Below are 18,418 nucleotides of genomic sequence, written 5' to 3'. Positions count from 1 at the left end.
CAGCGCCGGTCTGTCACGTCCGCGACACGCACAGCGTGGTGAGCAGTCGCGCTCCTGTTCGAGGGGGTGCCCGGTGGCTTCGAGGGTGGCCCCGGCCGGCGAAACCCGGCAGCGGGGCGGGCCACGCCAGCGCGACGGTCGCCGCGAGCAGAAGGAAAACCAGCAGGGCGTCGATTCCTCGCGAGGCCGGGGTGAACACGCACGCCACTCCCCCGGCCGTCCTGTCGCCCTGAGTACCGGGATGCGCGGCCGTCCTGTCGCCCTGCGACACCGCAGGTGCGACGGCTTCCGCACCGCGCTCGGTCGTCGTCATGCTCATGGCGGTGGCATGCACGCCGCTGCCCGCGGCACAGCCTTGCGCCGGAAGGCCGTGCATGGCGAACAGCCCGGCGAGCACGGCGCACGCGATCAGCAGCCGGGCGATCGCCCCCGCCGACACCATGCCGCGCACTCCCAGACTCCCGTCCTGCCGCCCGAACGCCGTCCACGATACCGATGGCGAGCGGACGCCGCGCAGGGGTGCGGCGTTCGACCCGGACCGAGCAGGGACCCTCACGGCACGCCTCCGGGTGGTCTACTGGCACAGGGACCACCCCTGCTTTGTGGTGTCGTACTACATCGCACTCGCGGTGACGCCCGCCCTATCCTCTGCCGGTGGCGACGAGGAGGTCGGCCGAACGGGCTTCGTCGCGAACCGGGGCTGACCTCACCGGGAAGGAGCACCATGGCCACCCTGCTGCCGGGCGTCACCGCTCGCCGCGTACCCACCGAGCGCCTGACGGTGAACGTGCTGGAGGTGACCGGCCGGACCGGCACTCCCGTGCTGTTCGTCCACGGCAACGTGTCGTCGAGCCTGTTCTGGCAGGAGACGATGCTCGCGCTCCCCTCGTCCTTCCGGCCGCTGGCCCTGGATCTGCGCGGCTTCGGCGACACCGACCCCGAGCCGGTCGATGCCACCCGCGGGCTGGGCGACTACGCCGAGGACCTCGCCGCACTGGTGACCGCGCTCGACCTCGCGCCGGTGCACCTCGTCGGCTGGAGCATGGGCGGAGGTGTGCTGCTGCGATACCTGCTCGACCGGCCCTCGGCGGCCGCATCGCTGACGCTGGTGAACCCGGTGTCGCCCTACGGGTTCGGCGGCACGCACGGCGTGGACGGCCGGCTGTCCGACCCGGCGGGCGCCGGATCCGGTGCCGGCACGGCGAACCCCGAGTTCGTCCGGCGCCTCGCCGAGGGCGACACCGGCGCCGACTCGCCGCTGTCCCCGCGCCAGGTCCTGCTCGCGCACTACGTCAAACCGCCCTGCGTGCCCGAGCACCTCGACATGCTCGTCGAGTCCATGCTCTCGACCCGGACCGGCGACGACCACTACCCCGGCACCAGCAGCGCCGCGGTCGCCTGGCCCGGCTTCGCGCCCGGCGACCGCGGGGTACTCAACACCATGGCACCGACGCATTTCCGGATCCCCGACCTGTCCACTGTGGATCCCAAGCCGCCGCTGCTGTGGATTCGCGGAACCGACGACGTGATCGTCTCCGACACCTCCCTGTACGACCTGGCCCACCTCGGCTCGATCGGCGCGGTGCCCGGCTGGCCCGGCGAGGAGACCTGTCCCCCGCAGCCGATGCTCGCCCAGACCCGGGCCGTGCTCGGCACCTACGGCAGCTACCGCGAGGTCGCCATCCCCGATTCGGGGCACTCCCCCCACCTGGACCAGCCCGCCGCCTTCCGCGCCGCCCTGATCGACCAGCTCACCAGCGCGCGCCGTTAGGTTTCGCCGTCCGGGGAGGCCTGGAACGCCCGGATCGCAAGCCTCGCGAAGCGCCGGGAGGCCGCGACCCGGGTGGCGGGCGAGCTGGCCTGGATGCCCCTGTTCGCCATGAGCACCAGTATCAGGTCGTCCAGGACGAAGTCGGAGCGCAACCGGCCGGTTTCCTTGGCGCGGCGCGCCAGTTCGGCGACCGCCTTGAGCGTGTGTTCGCGGCCGGCGGCGAAATCCACCGCCCGGGGGAAGGCCGACATGAAGGCCTCGGTGAAACCCCGGTCTCGCGCGTGCAGCTCGAAGATCTTCTCGATCAGCAGGCGGAAGCCATGCCACGGGTCCGGGTCGGCGAGCCCCTCGTCGGCGATGGCTTCGCACGCGCGCATCCGGTCGGCGAACGCCTCGGTGGCCAGCATCTCCTTGGTCGGGAAACGGCGGTACAAGGTGGCGGGCCCGACCCCGGCGCGCCGGGCGATCTCCCGCATCGGCACGTCCAGGCCATCGCTGGCGAACACCGCGCGGGCCGCGTCGAGGATGCGTTCCCGGTTGTCCCGTGCATCGGAACGCAGGGTGCGAGACAAACGGTCGCTCACCACTCTCACTTTAGCCAACCGGACGCCGGTGTCCCTTAGCGTCCGAAGCATGGCGACCGATCCCGGCACAAGGAGGCAGCGGTGAAAGCGGTCATGATTCAGAAGTTCGGCGATCCGGGAGGGCTGACAGTCCTGGACCTGTCCGCCCCCGCTCCCGCCGGCGGACAGGTGCTGATCGCCGTCGAGGCGATCGGCGTCGGCGGCGTGGACGCCGTGATCCGGCGCGGTGCTCTTGCGGCTTACGGTTTCCAGGAAGGCCACATCCCCGGGGGTGAGGTGGCGGGGACCGTGACTGCGGTCGGCGACGGCGTCGCCTCCTCCTGGATCGGGCAGCGCGTGTGGGCGTTCACCGGTACGGGTGGCGGCTATGTCGAACAGGCGATCGCCCCGGTCGAGGAGATCGTCCCCCTGCCCGCGAACCTGTCCGCTGTGGACGCCGTGGCGCTGGGCAGCTCCGGCGTGGTGGCCCATTTCGGGCTGTCCCATGCCCGCTTCGCTTCCGGCGAATCGGTGCTGGTGCGCGGTGCCGCCGGCAGCACCGGGATCACCACGGTCCAGCTCGCGGCTCGCGGTGGGGCTGGTGCGGTGGCGGTCACGACGTCGTCGGCCGAGCGCGGCGATCGCCTGCGCGCGCTCGGCGCGACCCACGTGCTGGACCGCTCGGGCGCGGGAGGCGCGGATGCTCCCGTGGGCTACGACGTCATCATCGACGTCGTCGCGGGGGCGGACCTGCCCTCCTTCTTCGACCGGCTCAATCCGAACGGCCGCCTGGTGGTCGTCGGCGCGGTCGCGGGCCCGCCACCGGCGGACTTCGGGACGAAGATGATGGCGGATTTCCAGAAGTCGATGTCGTTCGCCACCTTCAGCGCCGCCACCGTACCCGGCCCCGATCGGCGTGCCGTGCGAACGGAACAGTTCACCGCCGCAAGCCGTGGCGAGTTGCGCACCGTGGTGCACGAACTCCTGCCGCTGGACCAGGCCGCACTGGCACACCGGAAAATGGACACGGGGGAAGTGTTCGGCAGGATCGTACTGGCACCGTAGCCGTCAGCCCGTGGGCAGGCCGGTCTGGTCGCGCTCGAGCGCGGCACGCAACTGCGCGAGGGCCTGCGCGGCGGCGGGGAGCCGGGAGCTGCCGTGAAGGGGACCGAGCAGTTCGGTCAACCGCTCGGTGAAGGTGTCCTCCGCCGCTTCGACGAGCCGGAGGCCGTCCTCGGTCAGGGCCAGCAGCGACGAGCGGCGATCGGACGGATTGGGCTGCCGCACGACCCATCCCTGCCTTTCCAGCCGGTCGGTGCCCTTGCTGGTCGCGCCGATGCCGATCGCGAATTCGGCGGCCAGGTCCGCCACCCGGGCCCCGGAGTGGTCCCGCAGGTAGCGCAGGAACTCGAACTGCGACGTGACGATCCCGTGCCGCTCCCGGAGACGGTCGTTCAAGGCGTTGTAGAGCCGTGTCTCGCACCGGACGAGATCGGCGAAGAAACCCGGAAGGTCCACCGCGCCACGCCCCGACTTCAGTGCCATGGAATATAGTGTAGCGGCAGGTGAACGGCCCTGGCCGGAGCCGATCCCCGGGACGCGGCGGGTTCCCGGCGCCGGGTCGGGTAGCCTGACCCTGTTCACCAAGTGAACACGCCAGTCAGTTCTCGATCACCGTCCAGCGGAGGCTCCCGTGACCAAACCGACGCGGTCGCCGGACGCCCGCGGGGAACGGGGTGACCAGGCGGACATCCAGGCGGTGAGCCGGGTGAGCCAGATCCTGTCGTTGTTCGACCCGGCCACGCCGGAGGTGACCGCGGGCGAGGTCGCCGAGCGGCTCGGCCTCAACCGCACCACCGCCTACCGGTACTGCACGTCCCTCGTCGCGGCGGGACTGCTGGAACGCGACAACGAAGGCAAGTACATCCCCGGCGGCCTGCTGCTGCAGCTGGGGGCGTTCGCCATCGGCCACCGCCGCGTCGTCAACCTCGCCCCGCGGCACATGCAGGCGCTCGCGCGCGCCACGCAGACCAGCGTGGTGCTCAGCCTCTGGGGCCTCACCGGCCCGGTGGTGTCCCGGGTGGAGGAAAACGTCTCGACCATCGTCGTGGTGTCCGTGCGGGTCGGCAGCCACCTGCCGCTGGACACCGCGCAGAGCAAGGTCTTCCTCGCCTACCATCCGGACCAGCTGTCCATGGAGCGGCTGATCGGGAACCTGTCCGGGGCGGCACGGGACGAGCTGCGCGCCGACGTCGACCGGGTGCGCGCCGTGGGCCACTGCGCCGCGATGAGCACCCCTGGCATCGTCGCGGTGGCCGCGCCCGTGTTCGACGAGTACGGCATCTGCGCCACCATCGCCATCGTCGGCCCGGACAACACGCTGTCGATGTCCGGCGACGCCCCCGAACTACACCTCGTCGTCGGCACCGCGCGCGAGCTCACCCACGAGCTCGGCGGCCACTACCGGCCCGACGACCTCGGCCGGGCGGTGTAGCGGGCGACCGCGGTCGCGCCAGACCGGGTCCCGGCCTGGCGCCACCGTCCGATCAGGACAGTGCCGGGATCGTGCTGTCGTCGGACATGTCGACGTCCTTCGTCTCCGGGCCGAGGAAACCGCCGAGGCTGATCAGCGCGCCGGCCAGTGCGATGAGGACGGCCGGGGCGAGGTGCTCCGGCAGGATGCCGTCGAGCTGCTGCAGGTAGAACTGGTAGAAAGCCGGGGCGATGAGCGCGAGGCTGTACCCGACGCCGTAGCCGGTGGACCGGATGCTCGCCGGGAACCGCTCGGTCAGGTAGGCGGCGATCGGGCCGAACGTGCCGACGGTGAACACCCCGATCGCGGCACCGAAGCCCAGCGCCGCGCCGAAACCGCCGTCCGAGTCCATCAGCAGGGTGTAGGAGCCCGCACCGGCCAGCAGGACGGCCAGGCCGTAGCCGATGTAGAACCGGCGCCGCCCGATGCGCTGGGACAGCATGCCGAAAAGCGGGTAGGACAGCGCGGCCGCGGCGTTGATCACGAGCATGGTCAGCGTGACCTGCTGGCTCGACAACCGCAGGTGCGCCTTCAGCTGTGCGGGTGTCACGGCGGCCTCCATGTTGGTCGCGAGCCACGTGCCGGTCATCAGCACGAACACCTGCGCCAGCGCCCGCGGGTACTTCACCAGCAGCCGCACCAGCGGCAGCTTGTGCCGCTCCCCGGTCAGCTCCGCCCGCGGCTCGTGCACCTGCTTGAGGTAGTAGCGGAACAGCACGGCCGCCAGCAGCGCGCCGACCAGGAACGGCACTCGCCAGCCCCACTGCACGTAGGCGCTGTGCGGCCCGGAGGACGGCAGCAGTTGCAGTATCAGCAGCGTGATCGCGGCGATCATCGCGTAGGCGGCGGGGGAGGTCGAGGTGATGATCGAGGCGTAGAGGCCGCGCTTGTGCCGCGGGCTCCACTCCATCGCCAGCGGCACCGCGGTCGTGTACTCGCCGCCGAGGAAGATCCCGTCGACGAACCGCAACGCGATGAGCAGGCCGACCGACCACATCCCGATCGTCTCGTGGCCCGGCAGGCATGCGGTCAGCAGGGTGATGGTGCCGAACCCGCCGACCGCGACCAGGGTCGCGCGCTTGCGCCCGACCGTGTCGGCGAAGTGCCCGAAGATCACCGCGCCGAGCGGGCGGCCGATGAGCGTCGACGCGAACACCAGTGACGCGAGCACGGCGGTGGTGCCCGCGCTCAGGTTCGCGGCCTGGAAGTAGGCCGTCGCCGGCGCCAGGACCACGATCGGCAGGTAGATGTCGAACTGGTCGACGAAGTAGGCGAGCGTCCCGCCACGGACCGCGGCGCGCACCTTGGCGAGGTCCGGACCGTGCGGGGCTCTGGGACCGGCCACAGACTGCGACTCTGCGGCGGGGGGCGGTGTGGACATCGTCGTCCTCCGGGATCGGCTGCCGGCTACCCGCGGTTCCGGCACATCATCGGCGAAGTTCCGAACCGCGTGTTCACGAAGTGAACAGCCTATACCGTAAACGAGCACAGTTGGCGACACAAGAGCGCTAGATGGCTTGACAAGCAGTCTTATAGTGAACATGCACTTCACAATGCGAACTAAGGACGGTCTCCATGAGCCAGCGTCCCGCCATCACCTCCGTCCTGGACGGCCTGGTCGATATGCACGTCCACTCCGGCCCCAGCCCGTTCCCCCGGCGCTTCGACCACGTCGAGGCCGCGCAGGACGGCGCGCGGATCGGGATGCGCGCGATGGTCGCGAAGTCCCACCACCACAACACCCAGATGGACGTCCTCGCGATGAAGGACCGTCTCGCCGGTGTCGCCGCCACCGTGTACGGGGGCATCGCGCTCAACAGCACCGTCGGCGGGCTCAACCCGCACGCCGTGCGGATGTGCCTGCGCATGGGCGGCAAGGTCGTGTGGTTCCCGACCATCTCGTCCGGACGGCACATCGAGTGCCACCCGGAGGACGGGGCCTTCCCGACCACCACCGTCCCCCTGACCCTGGAGCGCATCGACATCGTCGACGAGAGTGGCGAACTGAAGCCCGAGGCAGGCGAGATCCTCGACGAGATCAAGGAGCGGGAGGCCGTCGTCAACGGGGGCCACATGTACCCCGAGTACATCCGGACCCTGTTCCAGGCCGCGAAGGACCGCGGTATCACGCGGATGGTCGTCAGCCACCCGGACTTCGTCATCGGCGCCGAACCGGACCTGTGCCGCGAACTCGTCGCGCTCGGTGCCTTCGTCGAGCACGAGGTCGGCATGTACGACCCCGAAGGAACCCAGAAGTGGGCCCCGGAACGGCTGCTGGCCTGGATCGAGGCACTCGGCCCCGAGCACATCGTGCTGGCCTCGGACTTCGGCCAGCAGGTCAACCCCAAGCCGGTGGACGCGTGGCTGCGGGTCGGCGAGGCGCTGCTCGACCTCGGCCTGCCGGAGAAGGACCTGCGACGCATGGTCCGCGACAACCCGTCCTACCTGCTCAACCTCGACGCCTAGAACGTGTTTCGAAGTCGTTCACGTGTTTCTGGAAGGACAACCTGTGTACGAAAAGGACGATCCCCGGTCCTCGCTCACCACCGCGACCCGCCCCGACAGCGGCACCGCCATCGCCGCCGCCCAGTACTTCGACCTGCGCACCGCTCCGGTCGTGCGCGCGCAGAACGTCATCCTCGTGCACACCGAAGCCCGGGCGGGCGACGAACTCGACAACGGAACTCTCGAGGGCGAGCTCGCCATCGTGGTCACCGCGGCCTCGCCCGCCTTCACGGTGCTCACCGGTGACGGCGCCACGAACGTCTCCTCCCCCGGACTCGTCGTCGTCCCGCCCGGCGCCTCCCGGATCAGCGTGCACGGCGACGGCCCGCTCGTCCGGCTGCTCGAGGCCACCGAACCGGCGTGGCGCGACCGGCCGGTCAACGCCGGCGCCTACACCGAAGACCACCCGCGCGTGGCGTTGCTGCGGCGGTGGCCGGAGCCCGTGGGGCAGCCGGTCGTGCGGTTCTACCCGTTGTCGGAGGTGCCGGACGACCCCCGGCGGTTCGGCCGCATCTTCCGCACGCGCTCGTTCATGGTGAACTTCCTGCCCGAGCAGGACGGCCCGCGCGACCCGCGCAGGCTCTCGCCGCACCACCACGATGACTTCGAGCAGCTTTCCCTTGCCGTGCAAGGCGAATACGTGCACCATATCCGCACCCCCTGGCTCAACGACAGCACCGGCTGGCGCGACGACGAGCACGTGCGGCTCGGCAGCCCGTCCGTCGCGATCATCCCGCCGCCCACCGTGCACACCTCCGCGGCGAGCGCTCCCGGGGTGAACCAGCTGATCGACATCTTCAGCCCGCCCCGGGTGGACTTCTCGGAAAAACTCGGGTGGGTCCTCAACGCCGACGACTACCCGATGCCGTGAACGCGCCACGACGAACGGGTGCCGGGCTGTTCGCCCCGGACCGGGCCACCACCCCGGTCGGTACCTGGCTGAAGATCGCCTCGGGCGAGCCCGTGGAAATCATGGCGTACGCGGGGTTCGACTTCGTCGTGATCGACCTCGAGCACGCGCCGCTCGACCTGCAGACCGCCTACCGGCTGATCAACTCGGCCGCCGCGCTGGACGTGGTGCCCCTGGTGCGGGTGCCGGACACGACACCGTCGGCGATCCAGAAGATCCTCGACGCGGGCGCCATGGGCATCCTCGTGCCGCACGTCGACACGGCGGAGCAGGCGGCCGCCGCCGGGCGGGCCTGCCGTTTCCCGCCTCATGGCATCCGCGGCGCGGGCGGCACCAGCCGGGCGGGGGCGTGGGGCCTGCGACCGAACGCCGAGTACCTCGCCACCGGCAACGACGACGTGCTCTTCATCCCCCAGCTCGAAAGCGTCGAGGCGATCAAGGCCGCACCGGAGATCCTCGCGCTGGACACCGTGGACGCGGTGTTCGTCGGAGCGGCCGACCTGTCGCTGTCGATGGGGACGACACCGGCCTCCCCCGAGGTGCGGCACCTGATCGACTCGGCCATCGAAGCCGCGCACACCGCCGGAAAGCGGTGCGGGCTCGCCTTCGGCGGCGTGCCGGACAGGGCCGCGCAGGCCGTGCGGGACGGCTGCGATTTCGTCCTGCTCAGCAACGACACGTCGATGCTGGCCGAAGCCGCGCGCGGGCTGGTCGCGGCGTTCAGGACGGCCGTGGGCCGGGCCGGCACCGAACGGGAGGACTGATGCGGGCAGCCGAAAAGGTCATCATCACCACCGCGATCACCGGGTCGGTCAACATCCCGTCCCAGAGCCCCTACCTGCCGCTGTCCGCCGAGCAGGTGGCCGACGCCGCGGTGCAGGCCGTCGAGGCCGGGTCCGCCGTCGTGCACCTGCACGCCCGGGAACCGGACGGGCGGCCGACCTTCGCACCGGCGGTCTTCCAGCGGATCATCGACGGCATCACCGCGCGGACCGACGCCGTCGTCAACATCACCACCGGCGGTGCCTCGTCGATGACGATGGAACAGCGGCTCGCGGCCGCGCTGCACCTCAAGCCCGAACTCGCGTCGCTGAACATGGGCTCGATGAACTTCGTGTACTCGGGTATCGCCGACAAGGTGACCGAGTGGAAGCACGACTGGGAAAAGCCCTACGTGCTCAACACCTACTCCCACCCCTTCGTCAACACCTTCGACCAGATCGAGCACACGCTGCGGACGCTCGGCGAGTCCGGCACCCGGTTCGAGTACGAGTGCTACGACATCGGGCACCTGTACTCGCTCGCCCACTTCGTGGAGCGAGGCCTGGCGAAGCCGCCGCTGCTGATCCAGGGCGTGTTCGGCGTCCTCGGCGGTATCGGCGCGGACCACGCGAACCTGGAACACATGGTGCGCATCGCCGACAAGCTCTTCGGCGAGGACTACTTCTTCTCCGCCTTCGCCGCCGGGCAGCACCAGATGCGGTTCGCCACCCACAGCGCTTGGCTCGGCGGCCATGTCCGGGTGGGCCTCGAGGACAGCCTGTGGATCGGCAAGGGCAGGCTCGCCCAGAGCAATGCCCAGCAGGTCCGGAAGATCCGGGCCGTCGTCGAGGACCTGGGCAAACCGATCGCCACCCCGGACGACGCACGCGAGATGCTCGCGCTCCGGGCCATCGAAAAGACCAAGGAGGGCAAGGCCTCATGAGCACTCGGCCGCCACTTTCCGGCAAAGTCGTCCTCGTCGTCGGCGCGAGCACGGGGATCGGCGCGGACGCCGCCCGCGTGTTCGCCGAAGACGGCGCGGCACTCATGCTCGTCGCCCGCAGCGAGGAACCGCTTGCCGCGCTGACGAAAGAGCTCACGTCGGAGGGGCACGACGTGGCGTACACGCCCGGCGACGTGACCGACCCGGCGAGTGTCGCCGCCTTCGTCGATGCCACGGTCGCGCGGTTCGGCCGGCTCGACGGCGCCTACAACAACGCGGCGATCGGCCAGGGCGGACGCCTCGACGCGGTCGCCGAAGCCGACTTCGACCGGATCATGGCCGTGAACGTGAAGGGCACCTGGCTGTGCCTGCGCGAAGAAGTGCGCGTCATGGAACGCCAGGGTGCGGGCTCGATCGTCAACGTAAGCAGCATCGGCGGCCTCCGCGGCAGCCCCGGCATGGGTGCCTACCAGGCCACCAAGCACGCCGTCATCGGCCTGACCCGCACCGCCGCGCACGACTTCGGGCCACTCGGTATCCGGGTGAACGCGCTCGCGCCCGGCCCCACCGAGTCGCCCATGCTCGACGAACTGCGGCGGACGATCCCAGGCGGCGTCGAGGCCCGGATCGCCGCCACCCCGCTCCGCAAGGCGGGGACGGGTGCGGAGGTCGGCGCGACCGCGGCGTTCCTGCTCAGCGACCGGGCGAGCCACCTCAGCGGGGCGGTGCTCCCGGTGGACGGCGGGTTCCTCGCCTGATGCCCAGCCGAAAACGATGTGGGTAAACGACTTTCCGGCGTGTGGCGGATCCCCTCCGCCGGCCAGGTGATCTACCGTAGAACGCGGTAAGCAGCCTGGTGCGTGTTGCGAAAGTGCCGGCTCCTCCGCAAACGCGATGTCCGATTGCCGCCAGCAAGATCTTCCTGTGGTGACCATGCTGGCGGCATGACGATGTCATCCACTACGGACTCGGCGACAGTCCTCACCGGCATGTATGCGGCTGAGGCGGAATACCTGGCGGCAGGAGGCCCTGGCGAGGCTTCGTTCGACCTGCTCGCCCCCTTCTTTGCGCCGGATGTCGAGCTGCATCAAGCAGATGCTCTGCCCTATGGCGGCACTTGGCGTGGGCACAAGGGCATGACGCAGTTCTTCCTCATGATGGGAGAGACGTGGGAGTCGTTCGACATGGTGGAGCAGGAGTTTCTTGCCACCGGTGAGACTGCGGTCGTGCTCACACAGGTCCGTGCTCGCGCTCGTGCGACCGGCCGTGAACTCAGCTTCCCGATTCTGCAAGCGATCACGGTCAAGGACGGGCGGATCACCGAGGTTCGTCCGTTCTACTGGGACACGCGGGCTATCGCCGATGCCTGCGCCGTGCCCACACCGTCAGACTGAGGTCGACAACAAACCCGCTGGTCACAGCCACTCGTTGAGGACTGCCACCAGCACGGTCGCCTCGTAGCGGACGGCAAGCTTGTCGTACCTCGTGGCCACGGCCCGGTGTCGCCTGCGGCGGTTGATCCTCACTCGGCCGCGTGGCGCTCGTGGTGGTCGGTCTTGTCGAACTTCGGCGGCCGACCGCCTCGGGAGCCGGGTTTCCGGCGGTTACGGATCCGGTCTGCTGGGACCGGAATGGTCGCCCTGATACCGCGCCTGCGCAGGCGGCTCCGCCGATTGGGAAACACGGCCTCGGCGGTGCGCTTCGCGTCCGGACCACGAAGGTGAATCGTGCGCACTGGGAAAGCGTTCTCCGGCAACTAGGAATCGAGACCGCCGATCTCGATCTCATCATCGATCTTCAGTACCTTCCGGAAGTGAGCACTCAGGTGACCGATCGCGTGGCCGCCGCGATCGGTGCTCTCGCCGAGTTCGGCCGGTTCCGGTCGACGAGCCTGCTCAGCGGCTCTCCTGAGCGTCATTCCGTCGCGCCGGGTGGCCGGAGCATGGGCACCAGAAACCGCCGGGCCAGCGCGGCCAGTTGCCCGTCGTCGTCGAGATCGACGATCCGGCTGGGAATCACGAGGAAGGAGGCGGAGATCCGGACCATCATCTCGGCGACGAGATCGGTGTCCAGTTCGCTCGAAACGTGGCCCGCGCGTTGCTCGCGGCGCAGCTGGCCCGCGACGAACTGCCGCACCGTGGCGAGCATCCCTCCGTTGTCGGTGATCATGGAGGACACGAGCAGGTCCGGTTCGACGGTGATCAGGCCGCCGATCAGCGGGTTGCGGCGGATGGCCCGCAAGGAGCTCACGAAGCCCACCACCACCCGGTCGGCGACGGTCGCGGCCTCCTCGATGTCGATGAGGAACTGGTCGAAGTAGCGGCGGAACTCCCGGCGGATCACCTGTTCCACCAGTGCGTCCTTGGTGGCGAACCGGCGGTAGACGGTGATCCGCGAAACCCCGGCGCGCCGCGCCACGTCCTCCATGGTGGACCGCTGGATCCCCATCCGGCAGAACTGCTCGTACGCCGCGTCGAGCACGCGCCCGCGGTTCTCGTCCACCTCGTCCACCCGCTCGACCGCGTCGCTGTAGGCGCGTTCCAGCAGCGACTCCGAGCCCGGCGGCGTCGCGAAGGGAGACGGCGCAGGTTCCACGATCACCTCCTCGGCACCCGATCCAACTCGCGCTTTCAGCTTAGGTCTTGTGATGGCCGACACTCCGTGGTGTCATTGGTCTGATACAGAGAATCGAACTGCGTATCACTGTATCAGTCTCGGTGTAACTGCTCCCGGTCTCGAGGAGAAGTGAAAACATGGACAAAATCACCAGGCGCCACGCGTTGAAGGCTGGTGGGGCGTTGGGGGTCCTCGGCGCGGTGGGTCTCACCGCGCCCGCGCAGGCGCAGGCGCTGTGGACATGGTCGTCCCAGGGTTCGGTGGCGGGTACGGGCGACGGCGCCGACCCGCGGTGGGTGTGGGACCCGGAGGCCGATCCGCTGCTCGCCTCGATCATCGACCGGGGCGATGTCCCGAAGGTCAACGAGGCACTGCGGACCTGGACCAAGAACGGCCAGCCGCTGCCCGACGGACTGCCCGCGGACCTGCGGGACTTCATGGAACGGGCCCGCAGCCTGCCGTCCTGGGCCGATCAGGGCAAGCTGGCCACCGCGTTCGATTTCAACGAGAAGCGGGGGCTCTACCTCGGGGTGCTGTACGGGTTGGCCAGCGGCATGATGAGCACGGTCATTCCCCACGAAGCGCGCGCCGTGTACTACTCGAAGGGCGGCGCGAACATGAAGGACCGCATCTCCAAGACCGCCAAACTCGGCTACGACCTCGGGACCCGCAACGCGTTCCAGCCCGACGGCGAGATGATCGTGACCTGCGTCAAGACCCGGCTCGTGCACGCGGCTGTGCGCCACCTGCTTCCGCAGTCGCCCTACTGGTCGCAGACCGCCGACCAGACGATACCGATCAGTCAGCGGGACATGCTGGTCACCTGGCACAGCCTGCCCACGACCGTGATGCGGAGGCTGACGGCCTGGAAGGTGCCAATCCCCGCCGCCGAGTCCGAAGCCTTCCTGCACTCGTGGCAGCTGACCGCGCACCTGCTCGGCATCATGGACGAATACACCCCCGCTTCCTGGGACGAGGCCAACGCCCAGGCCGCGCAGGTCCTGGACCCGGTGCTGGCTCCGACGAGCGAAGGGGCCGACCTCGCCCACATCCTGCTCAACCTCGGCTCTTCGATCGACGGCGGCATCCTGACCTCGCACGTGCTCGGTGCCTTCACCCGCTTCATGCTCGGCGACCAGATCGCCGAATGGCTCCAGATCCCCGCGGAACCGGTCTGGGACCCGCTCCTGCGGGAAGCCTGGGGGCCGTTCATCGCGGTCCGCGAAGGCCTGCTGCCCTTCCCCGCGGCCCCGGCGGCCTACTGGACCTTCGACGAGTTCCTGCGCCAAGCGGCGCTGCTCTTCCTGTCCGAAGCCAAGCCCATCAGCATCGAAATCCCGAACGCCAACCGCCCGTTCTGAACACTCCCGTGCGGCTGGTTTCCTGCCGGTCCGGGAGGTCGGAGCCCTCCCGGACCGGCGGACCGTCCGAGATCGTCAGCGGAGCCGTCTGCGGCCCCAGCAGGCCGTCACCAGCGAACTCGCCAGCAGTGCGAACGCGGCGATGAGCAACGACAACCGGAGGCCCGGGACGAAGGCACCCGCGATCAGGGTGCCGAACAGGGCGACCCCGACGGCACCGCCCATCTGCCGGGCCGTGTTCAGTTCCGCCGAGGCCACCCCGGCGTGCGCGGGCTCGACCGCCTCCAGCACCGCGGCGGTCAGCGCCGGAACCGCGACCCCGCAGCCGAGCCCCACCGGGATCGTGACCAGCCAGATCACCCAGTCCGGCGCGCCGGGCCCGGCCAGCAGCAGCCCCAGCAGTCCCAGCGCGAACACGAACTGGCCGCCCACCATCGGCAACCGGGTGCCGAACCGCCCACTCAGCCTGCCACCGACCACATTGGACACCGTCGTGGCGATACTCATCGGCAGGAAGACCAGGCCAGTGGTCAGCGCCGAGTCTCCCCGCTCGTTCTGCAGGAAAAGGCTCAGCAGGAACACGATTCCGTAGTAGGCGAAGTTCAGCACGAAACCGGCCACCGAGGCCGAGGAGAACGCGGGACGCGAGAACAGCCCCATCGGCAGCATCGGGTCCGGCACCCGCCGTTCCCACCACACGAAGAACGCCCCGCAGACAACGGCCACCACCAGCGCGGCCGCCACCAGTGGCCTGGTCCAGCCCACGGTGCCTCCCTCGATCAGCCCGAAGGTCAGGCCGCCAAGGGACAGCATCACCGCCACCTGGCCCGGCAGGTCGAGCCGCCGTTCTCCGGCGGCACCGCCACCCGGCGCCGCGGGCGCCATGGCCGCCGCCAGCAGCCCGCCCAGCCCGATCACCAGATTGACCAGGAACAGCGATCGCCATCCCAGCGCGATGAGCAGCACACCGCCGAGCACCGGCCCTGCCGCCACGGCACCCCCGCCTGCCGCCGCCCACACTCCGAGCGCCTTCGTCCGCCGCTCCGCATCGGGGTAGGCGTGCCGGATCATCGCCAGCGACGACGGCAACTGCAGGGCGGCGCCGATCCCCTGGACAAACCGCGCCGCGATGAGCATCTCCGGCGACACCGCCACCCCGCACCCCAGCGAGGCGAGCACGAACACGCTCAACCCCACCACGAACGCGCGCCGCGCGCCCAGCCGATCGCTCAGCGAGCCACCGATGAGCTGGAGGGCCGCGAACATCAGGGTGTAGCCGTCCACCACCCACTGCAACTGGGCCAGCCCCGCGCCCAGTTCCCGCCCCAAGGTGGGCAGCGCGACGTTCACGATCGTCGCGTCCAACCCGACCATCAGGAAACCGAAGCAGGCGGCGAACAAGGTCCAGCGCGCCCTCGCGTCAGGGACGGCCGGCGGCCGGCCGGGAGCAAGTTCTGTAGGCACCGCACCACAATGCGGCGTTCGCTCCGGCCGGACAACGGACCAGGGTGGACCTGACAGGGTCACCCTCGGAATCGACCGAGTTCTGATGGGAAAGCGCTTGCAGGAGGCCCCGGGATCCGTTCCGGCGGTGTCGATCAGTAGGTTTGGGCTTGGAGACGCGGGAGCCGAGCCCGCGTCGCCACCGTCGCTGGAAGAGCAGGTGCGCGATGGCGGACGACATGTCCTTGGCAGCGGACCACCCGCGGATGATCGGGCCGTACCGGGTGGTCGCCTTGCTGGGGCGGGGTGGACGTGGCCCGGCCGGACTGGGGCCGGTGTTCCTGGGACGCGGACCCGACGGCCGGCTCGTATCGCTGAAGCAGGTGCGGCCCCAGTTCGCGGACGATGCGATGTTCCGGGCGCGTTTTCGACGCCAGGTGGCCGTGGCACAGCGCGTGTCGAGCCGGTATGTCGCGGCGGTCGTCGACTCCGGGCCCGAGGATCCGGTGCCGTGGTTGGCGTCGGAGTTCGTGCCGGGGGTGCCCTTGGACGCCGCTCTTGCGGCAGGGGTGCGCCGGCAAGGGCGTATGGTCGGTGGCCGTCTGGATTCTTGCGCCGCCCGGTGGTTGGCGACCTGCCTCGCCAGGGGGCTGACGCAGATCCGCCGCGCGGGTCTGGCGCACGGGGACCTCAAGCCGTCGAGTGTGGTGCTGACCGAGGACGGGGCGCGACTGATCGGCCTGGCCATTGGGCGAGGCCCCGACGTACAGGATGCCGAAGGGATGGGCCGCGCTTGGCCTGCCGGGTCACTGCACTACCTGTCGCCCGAGCGGCTCGAGGGGCGGCCGCCGAACGAGGCGAGTGACGTGTTCGCCCTCGCACGGGTGATCTTCGCGGCCACCACGAAATATCCCTCCTGGGACACCGCGGACTCCCGAGAGCCGCGCCGCCGCAAAGAGCTACACCGGATCTTCGAGCCATGTCTGGCCCCTGACCCCGCCGTACGGCCCACCCCGAAGAGGCTGTTGCAGCTCATCGGCCGGATCGACCAGCCCGGCCCGCCATGGCCGCCCTGGGTCCATGAGGAGATCGCCCGAAGGAACGCTCGGATCGACAGGCTGCTGGACCAACTGCCCGCGACGACCGAGCCCGCGAGACCGGCACCGCCGCCGGACGAAGAGACTGTCGTGTTCGGGGAACCATTGCCCCGGTCCCCCGCCGCCGTCGACAGCTTGGTCTTCAGCCCGGACAGCCGGGTCCTGGTCATCGCTTCGAGCGGCAAGTCCGTCGTTCGCCTGTGGGACGTGGCGGGCCGTCGGCCTTTCGGCGGGGCCGCCGGCCCGCAAACCGATGAGGGCCAGCCGGAGGCGAAACGAGGCAAGGCCGCGGCAAAACGCCGAAAACACGGCCGAATCGCCGCCGACGTGCTCGGTGCCGCCCGCCGCGGCGACCGGGCCGCGTTCAGCCCCGATGGACGTGTCCTTGCCCTCGGCTCCGTCGAACTCGTGCCGGGGATCGACCCGGCAGGAGGAGATGACCAAGGGGAAGTCGTCATCCACCTTTGGGATGTGGCCGCACGCCGACTGCTCGGCGGCCCACTGGTGGGCGAGCCCCGCCTCATCGGCGATCTCAGCCATGTCACCGGCCTGGCCTTCAGCCGCGACGGTCGTGCCGTGGCCGCGTCCTGGGACGGCGACGGGGGCGTCGCCTGGTGGGACACCGTCGGCCGTCGAGAACTCGGGCGCCTGAGTGATCATCCGGGCGTCGTGACCTTCAGCCCCGATGGCGGCACCATCGCCACGGGAAACATCGACGGTGTCCACCTCCGGGACCTGCGCAGCAGCGTTCCACGGCGGGTAGCGCTCGGCGGGGAAATCACGCAGGTCCACGACATGGCGTTCAGCACCGACGGCCGTACCCTGGCCATCGCCACCGAAAGTGTCGTCCACCTCTGGGACGTGACCGACCGCCGGCGAATCGGTGCCCCGCTGACCGTCCCCACGGTCCGACGCTCGCACGGCGCGGGAGTGCTCTGCGTGGCCTTCAGCCCGGATGGCCACACCCTGGCCACCGGTGACGACGACGGCGTCGTCAACCTCTGGAACATCGCCGACGGAAAGCGAATCCGCAAACCTCTCACCGGCCATCTCGATCGGATCACCCGCGTCGCATTCAGTCCGGATGGCCGGTCGCTCGCCACTGGCGACCGAAGCGGCTTCACCGCCGTCTGGGATCTCCACCGCCCGAGGTGACCAGATTCCGCCAGGCTTCCTCCACCTGCTCGGCAGGGGCAAGGAGCCTCCCGGAAGGATACTCGACCATCGACGCGATCTTTCGCGACTCCACGACGGAGAGGCCGCACGCCTTCACCAACATTCCGACCACGGTGATCCGGCGCAAGGGCCCATGGAGCTCGGCCGAGCCGAGGAAGGCAATGACCTCCTGCAGACTTGCGCGGCGGTCGGCCAGATTCCTGACTTCCCGCTCGACGGCGCGGACCCGGTCCTCGGATTCGCGCCCGCGTCGCACCTGCTCATCGGTGAAGGTCCTGGCAACGATCCAGTAGTCGTACTCCTCCTTGCTGACGGCACACAGCCGGCGACCGTTCTCCGACAAGGCAATGAATTCCCACGACCCGGTAACCGAATGGATGCGCGACGGCAGGCGAGCTCGTCGGAGATCTCGCGCGCGCAGCCACCCCGTCCTGTCCTGTCTTGGCGCAGGAAGATCGAGGAGGAAATCAGCGTCTTCCGAATAGATCGACAGTTCCTCGGCCGCGGCATGCCACAGCCGGTCAATCACTTCCCCCGCGTTCTCGCCCGAGATCGCCACCGTATACCGGGGAACCACCTCATAGCCCGCCACCGCCCGCCACCCGTGCGCCAGCGACGGCATACCGGAATCCGTATCCGCGACGCCGAGCAGGCGGAGGGCGATGCCCTCCAGCACCTCCTCCACGGTTCGCCGATCGCCCGGCGATTCCCTCATGGGCAACTCCTTCTGTTCGGGCC

At 69.8% G+C, this 18,418-nt stretch carries 18 protein-coding genes; 11 read left to right on the top strand and 7 right to left on the bottom strand.

The window, feature by feature from the left end; all coding sequences use genetic code 11:
- Positions 1-13 precede the first annotated feature (13 nt).
- Positions 14-442, bottom strand: a complete 429-nt coding sequence (locus ORV05_RS12470) for a DUF6153 family protein (RefSeq protein WP_268759767.1) — start codon at positions 440-442, stop codon at positions 14-16.
- Positions 443-724: 282 nt separating this feature from the next.
- On the opposite strand from ORV05_RS12470, the gene ORV05_RS12465 reads away from it, so the two are divergent.
- Positions 725-1,771 carry an alpha/beta hydrolase gene (locus ORV05_RS12465; protein WP_268758640.1) on the top strand — a complete coding sequence of 349 codons (1,047 nt, stop codon included), beginning with the start codon at positions 725-727 and terminating at the stop codon, positions 1,769-1,771.
- On the opposite strand, the gene ORV05_RS12460 is transcribed toward ORV05_RS12465, so the two are convergent.
- Positions 1,768-2,355: a TetR/AcrR family transcriptional regulator gene (locus tag ORV05_RS12460; RefSeq protein ID WP_268758639.1), complete on the bottom strand. Its 588-nt coding sequence runs from the start codon at positions 2,353-2,355 to the stop codon at positions 1,768-1,770. The genes ORV05_RS12465 and ORV05_RS12460 overlap by 4 nt on opposite strands.
- An 81-nt stretch (positions 2,356-2,436) precedes the next feature.
- Between ORV05_RS12460 and ORV05_RS12455 the strand changes: the two genes are divergently transcribed.
- Entirely contained in the window at positions 2,437-3,399 is a 963-nt protein-coding gene (locus tag ORV05_RS12455) for a zinc-binding dehydrogenase (protein ID WP_268758638.1), read from the top strand.
- Positions 3,400-3,402: 3 nt separating this feature from the next.
- Here the strand turns inward: ORV05_RS12455 and ORV05_RS12450 are convergent, their stop codons facing one another.
- Complete coding sequence (locus ORV05_RS12450) at positions 3,403-3,879, bottom strand: MarR family winged helix-turn-helix transcriptional regulator (protein WP_268758636.1); 477 nt, start codon at positions 3,877-3,879, stop codon at positions 3,403-3,405.
- 148 nt (positions 3,880-4,027) lie between these two features.
- Here ORV05_RS12450 and ORV05_RS12445 point away from each other — a divergent pair, with 148 nt between their 5' ends.
- Positions 4,028-4,828 (top strand): IclR family transcriptional regulator, encoded by an 801-nt coding sequence (locus ORV05_RS12445; RefSeq protein ID WP_268758635.1) that lies wholly within the window; start codon positions 4,028-4,030, stop codon positions 4,826-4,828.
- Positions 4,829-4,880: 52 nt separating this feature from the next.
- Here ORV05_RS12445 and ORV05_RS12440 read toward each other — a convergent pair whose 3' ends face one another.
- Positions 4,881-6,212, bottom strand: a complete 1,332-nt coding sequence (locus ORV05_RS12440) for an MFS transporter (RefSeq protein ID WP_268758634.1) — start codon at positions 6,210-6,212, stop codon at positions 4,881-4,883.
- Between the two features lie 230 nt (positions 6,213-6,442).
- On the opposite strand from ORV05_RS12440, the gene ORV05_RS12435 reads away from it, so the two are divergent.
- From ORV05_RS12435 to ORV05_RS12410, 6 genes are all read left to right on the top strand, one after another.
- The gene (locus ORV05_RS12435) at positions 6,443-7,333 is read left to right on the top strand and encodes a DUF6282 family protein (protein ID WP_268758633.1); all 891 of its coding nucleotides are present in this window, start codon (positions 6,443-6,445) and stop codon (positions 7,331-7,333) included.
- A gap of 43 nt (positions 7,334-7,376) precedes the next feature.
- Complete coding sequence (locus tag ORV05_RS12430; protein ID WP_268758632.1) at positions 7,377-8,243, top strand: cupin domain-containing protein; 867 nt, start codon at positions 7,377-7,379, stop codon at positions 8,241-8,243.
- On the top strand, positions 8,240-9,046 hold the full coding sequence (locus ORV05_RS12425; protein WP_268758631.1) for an HpcH/HpaI aldolase family protein: 807 nt from the start codon (positions 8,240-8,242) through the stop codon (positions 9,044-9,046). Before ORV05_RS12430 ends, ORV05_RS12425 begins: the two co-directional genes overlap by 4 nt.
- Positions 9,046-9,987 carry a BKACE family enzyme gene (locus ORV05_RS12420; RefSeq protein WP_268758630.1) on the top strand — a complete coding sequence of 314 codons (942 nt, stop codon included), beginning with the start codon at positions 9,046-9,048 and terminating at the stop codon, positions 9,985-9,987. Before ORV05_RS12425 ends, ORV05_RS12420 begins: the two co-directional genes overlap by 1 nt.
- Complete coding sequence (locus ORV05_RS12415) at positions 9,984-10,745, top strand: SDR family NAD(P)-dependent oxidoreductase (RefSeq protein ID WP_268758628.1); 762 nt, start codon at positions 9,984-9,986, stop codon at positions 10,743-10,745. Before ORV05_RS12420 ends, ORV05_RS12415 begins: the two co-directional genes overlap by 4 nt.
- A gap of 186 nt (positions 10,746-10,931) precedes the next feature.
- Entirely contained in the window at positions 10,932-11,381 is a 450-nt protein-coding gene (locus ORV05_RS12410; RefSeq protein ID WP_268758627.1) for a nuclear transport factor 2 family protein, read from the top strand.
- A gap of 520 nt (positions 11,382-11,901) precedes the next feature.
- On the opposite strand, the gene ORV05_RS12405 is transcribed toward ORV05_RS12410, so the two are convergent.
- Complete coding sequence (locus tag ORV05_RS12405; RefSeq protein WP_268758626.1) at positions 11,902-12,582, bottom strand: TetR/AcrR family transcriptional regulator; 681 nt, start codon at positions 12,580-12,582, stop codon at positions 11,902-11,904.
- Between the two features lie 158 nt (positions 12,583-12,740).
- Here ORV05_RS12405 and ORV05_RS12400 point away from each other — a divergent pair, with 158 nt between their 5' ends.
- On the top strand, positions 12,741-13,964 hold the full coding sequence (locus ORV05_RS12400; protein ID WP_268758625.1) for an oxygenase MpaB family protein: 1,224 nt from the start codon (positions 12,741-12,743) through the stop codon (positions 13,962-13,964).
- A 75-nt stretch (positions 13,965-14,039) separates the two neighbouring features.
- Here the strand turns inward: ORV05_RS12400 and ORV05_RS12395 are convergent, their stop codons facing one another.
- Positions 14,040-15,428: an MFS transporter gene (locus tag ORV05_RS12395; RefSeq protein ID WP_268758624.1), complete on the bottom strand. Its 1,389-nt coding sequence runs from the start codon at positions 15,426-15,428 to the stop codon at positions 14,040-14,042.
- Positions 15,429-15,634: 206 nt separating this feature from the next.
- Here ORV05_RS12395 and ORV05_RS12390 point away from each other — a divergent pair, with 206 nt between their 5' ends.
- Complete coding sequence (locus ORV05_RS12390; RefSeq protein ID WP_268758623.1) at positions 15,635-17,659, top strand: WD40 repeat domain-containing serine/threonine protein kinase; 2,025 nt, start codon at positions 15,635-15,637, stop codon at positions 17,657-17,659.
- Here the strand turns inward: ORV05_RS12390 and ORV05_RS12385 are convergent.
- The gene (locus tag ORV05_RS12385; RefSeq protein WP_268758622.1) at positions 17,625-18,395 is read right to left on the bottom strand and encodes a hypothetical protein; all 771 of its coding nucleotides are present in this window, start codon (positions 18,393-18,395) and stop codon (positions 17,625-17,627) included. The genes ORV05_RS12390 and ORV05_RS12385 overlap by 35 nt on opposite strands.
- Positions 18,396-18,418 lie beyond the last annotated feature (23 nt).

It is taken from the genome of Amycolatopsis cynarae, assembly GCF_026802195.1.
Taxonomy (GTDB): domain Bacteria; phylum Actinomycetota; class Actinomycetes; order Mycobacteriales; family Pseudonocardiaceae; genus Amycolatopsis_E; species Amycolatopsis_E rhizosphaerae.
The sequence above is the reverse complement of the archived record's forward strand: the minus strand, read 5'-3'. Positions and strand labels throughout refer to the sequence as shown.

What these genes read in the sequence shown, in the direction of transcription:
- ORV05_RS12470 (WP_268759767.1), bottom strand. Translation starts at nt 442, where the DNA reads ATGGTGTCGGCGGGGGCGATCGCCCGGCTGCTGATCGCGTGCGCCGTG.
- ORV05_RS12465 (WP_268758640.1), top strand. Translation starts at nt 725, where the DNA reads ATGGCCACCCTGCTGCCGGGCGTCACCGCTCGCCGCGTACCCACCGAG.
- ORV05_RS12450 (WP_268758636.1), bottom strand. Translation starts at nt 3,879, where the DNA reads ATGGCACTGAAGTCGGGGCGTGGCGCGGTGGACCTTCCGGGTTTCTTC.
- ORV05_RS12435 (WP_268758633.1), top strand. Translation starts at nt 6,443, where the DNA reads ATGAGCCAGCGTCCCGCCATCACCTCCGTCCTGGACGGCCTGGTCGAT.
- ORV05_RS12420 (WP_268758630.1), top strand. Translation starts at nt 9,046, where the DNA reads ATGCGGGCAGCCGAAAAGGTCATCATCACCACCGCGATCACCGGGTCG.
- ORV05_RS12415 (WP_268758628.1), top strand. Translation starts at nt 9,984, where the DNA reads ATGAGCACTCGGCCGCCACTTTCCGGCAAAGTCGTCCTCGTCGTCGGC.
- ORV05_RS12410 (WP_268758627.1), top strand. Translation starts at nt 10,932, where the DNA reads ATGACGATGTCATCCACTACGGACTCGGCGACAGTCCTCACCGGCATG.
- ORV05_RS12400 (WP_268758625.1), top strand. Translation starts at nt 12,741, where the DNA reads ATGGACAAAATCACCAGGCGCCACGCGTTGAAGGCTGGTGGGGCGTTG.
- ORV05_RS12390 (WP_268758623.1), top strand. Translation starts at nt 15,635, where the DNA reads ATGGCGGACGACATGTCCTTGGCAGCGGACCACCCGCGGATGATCGGG.
- ORV05_RS12385 (WP_268758622.1), bottom strand. Translation starts at nt 18,395, where the DNA reads ATGAGGGAATCGCCGGGCGATCGGCGAACCGTGGAGGAGGTGCTGGAG.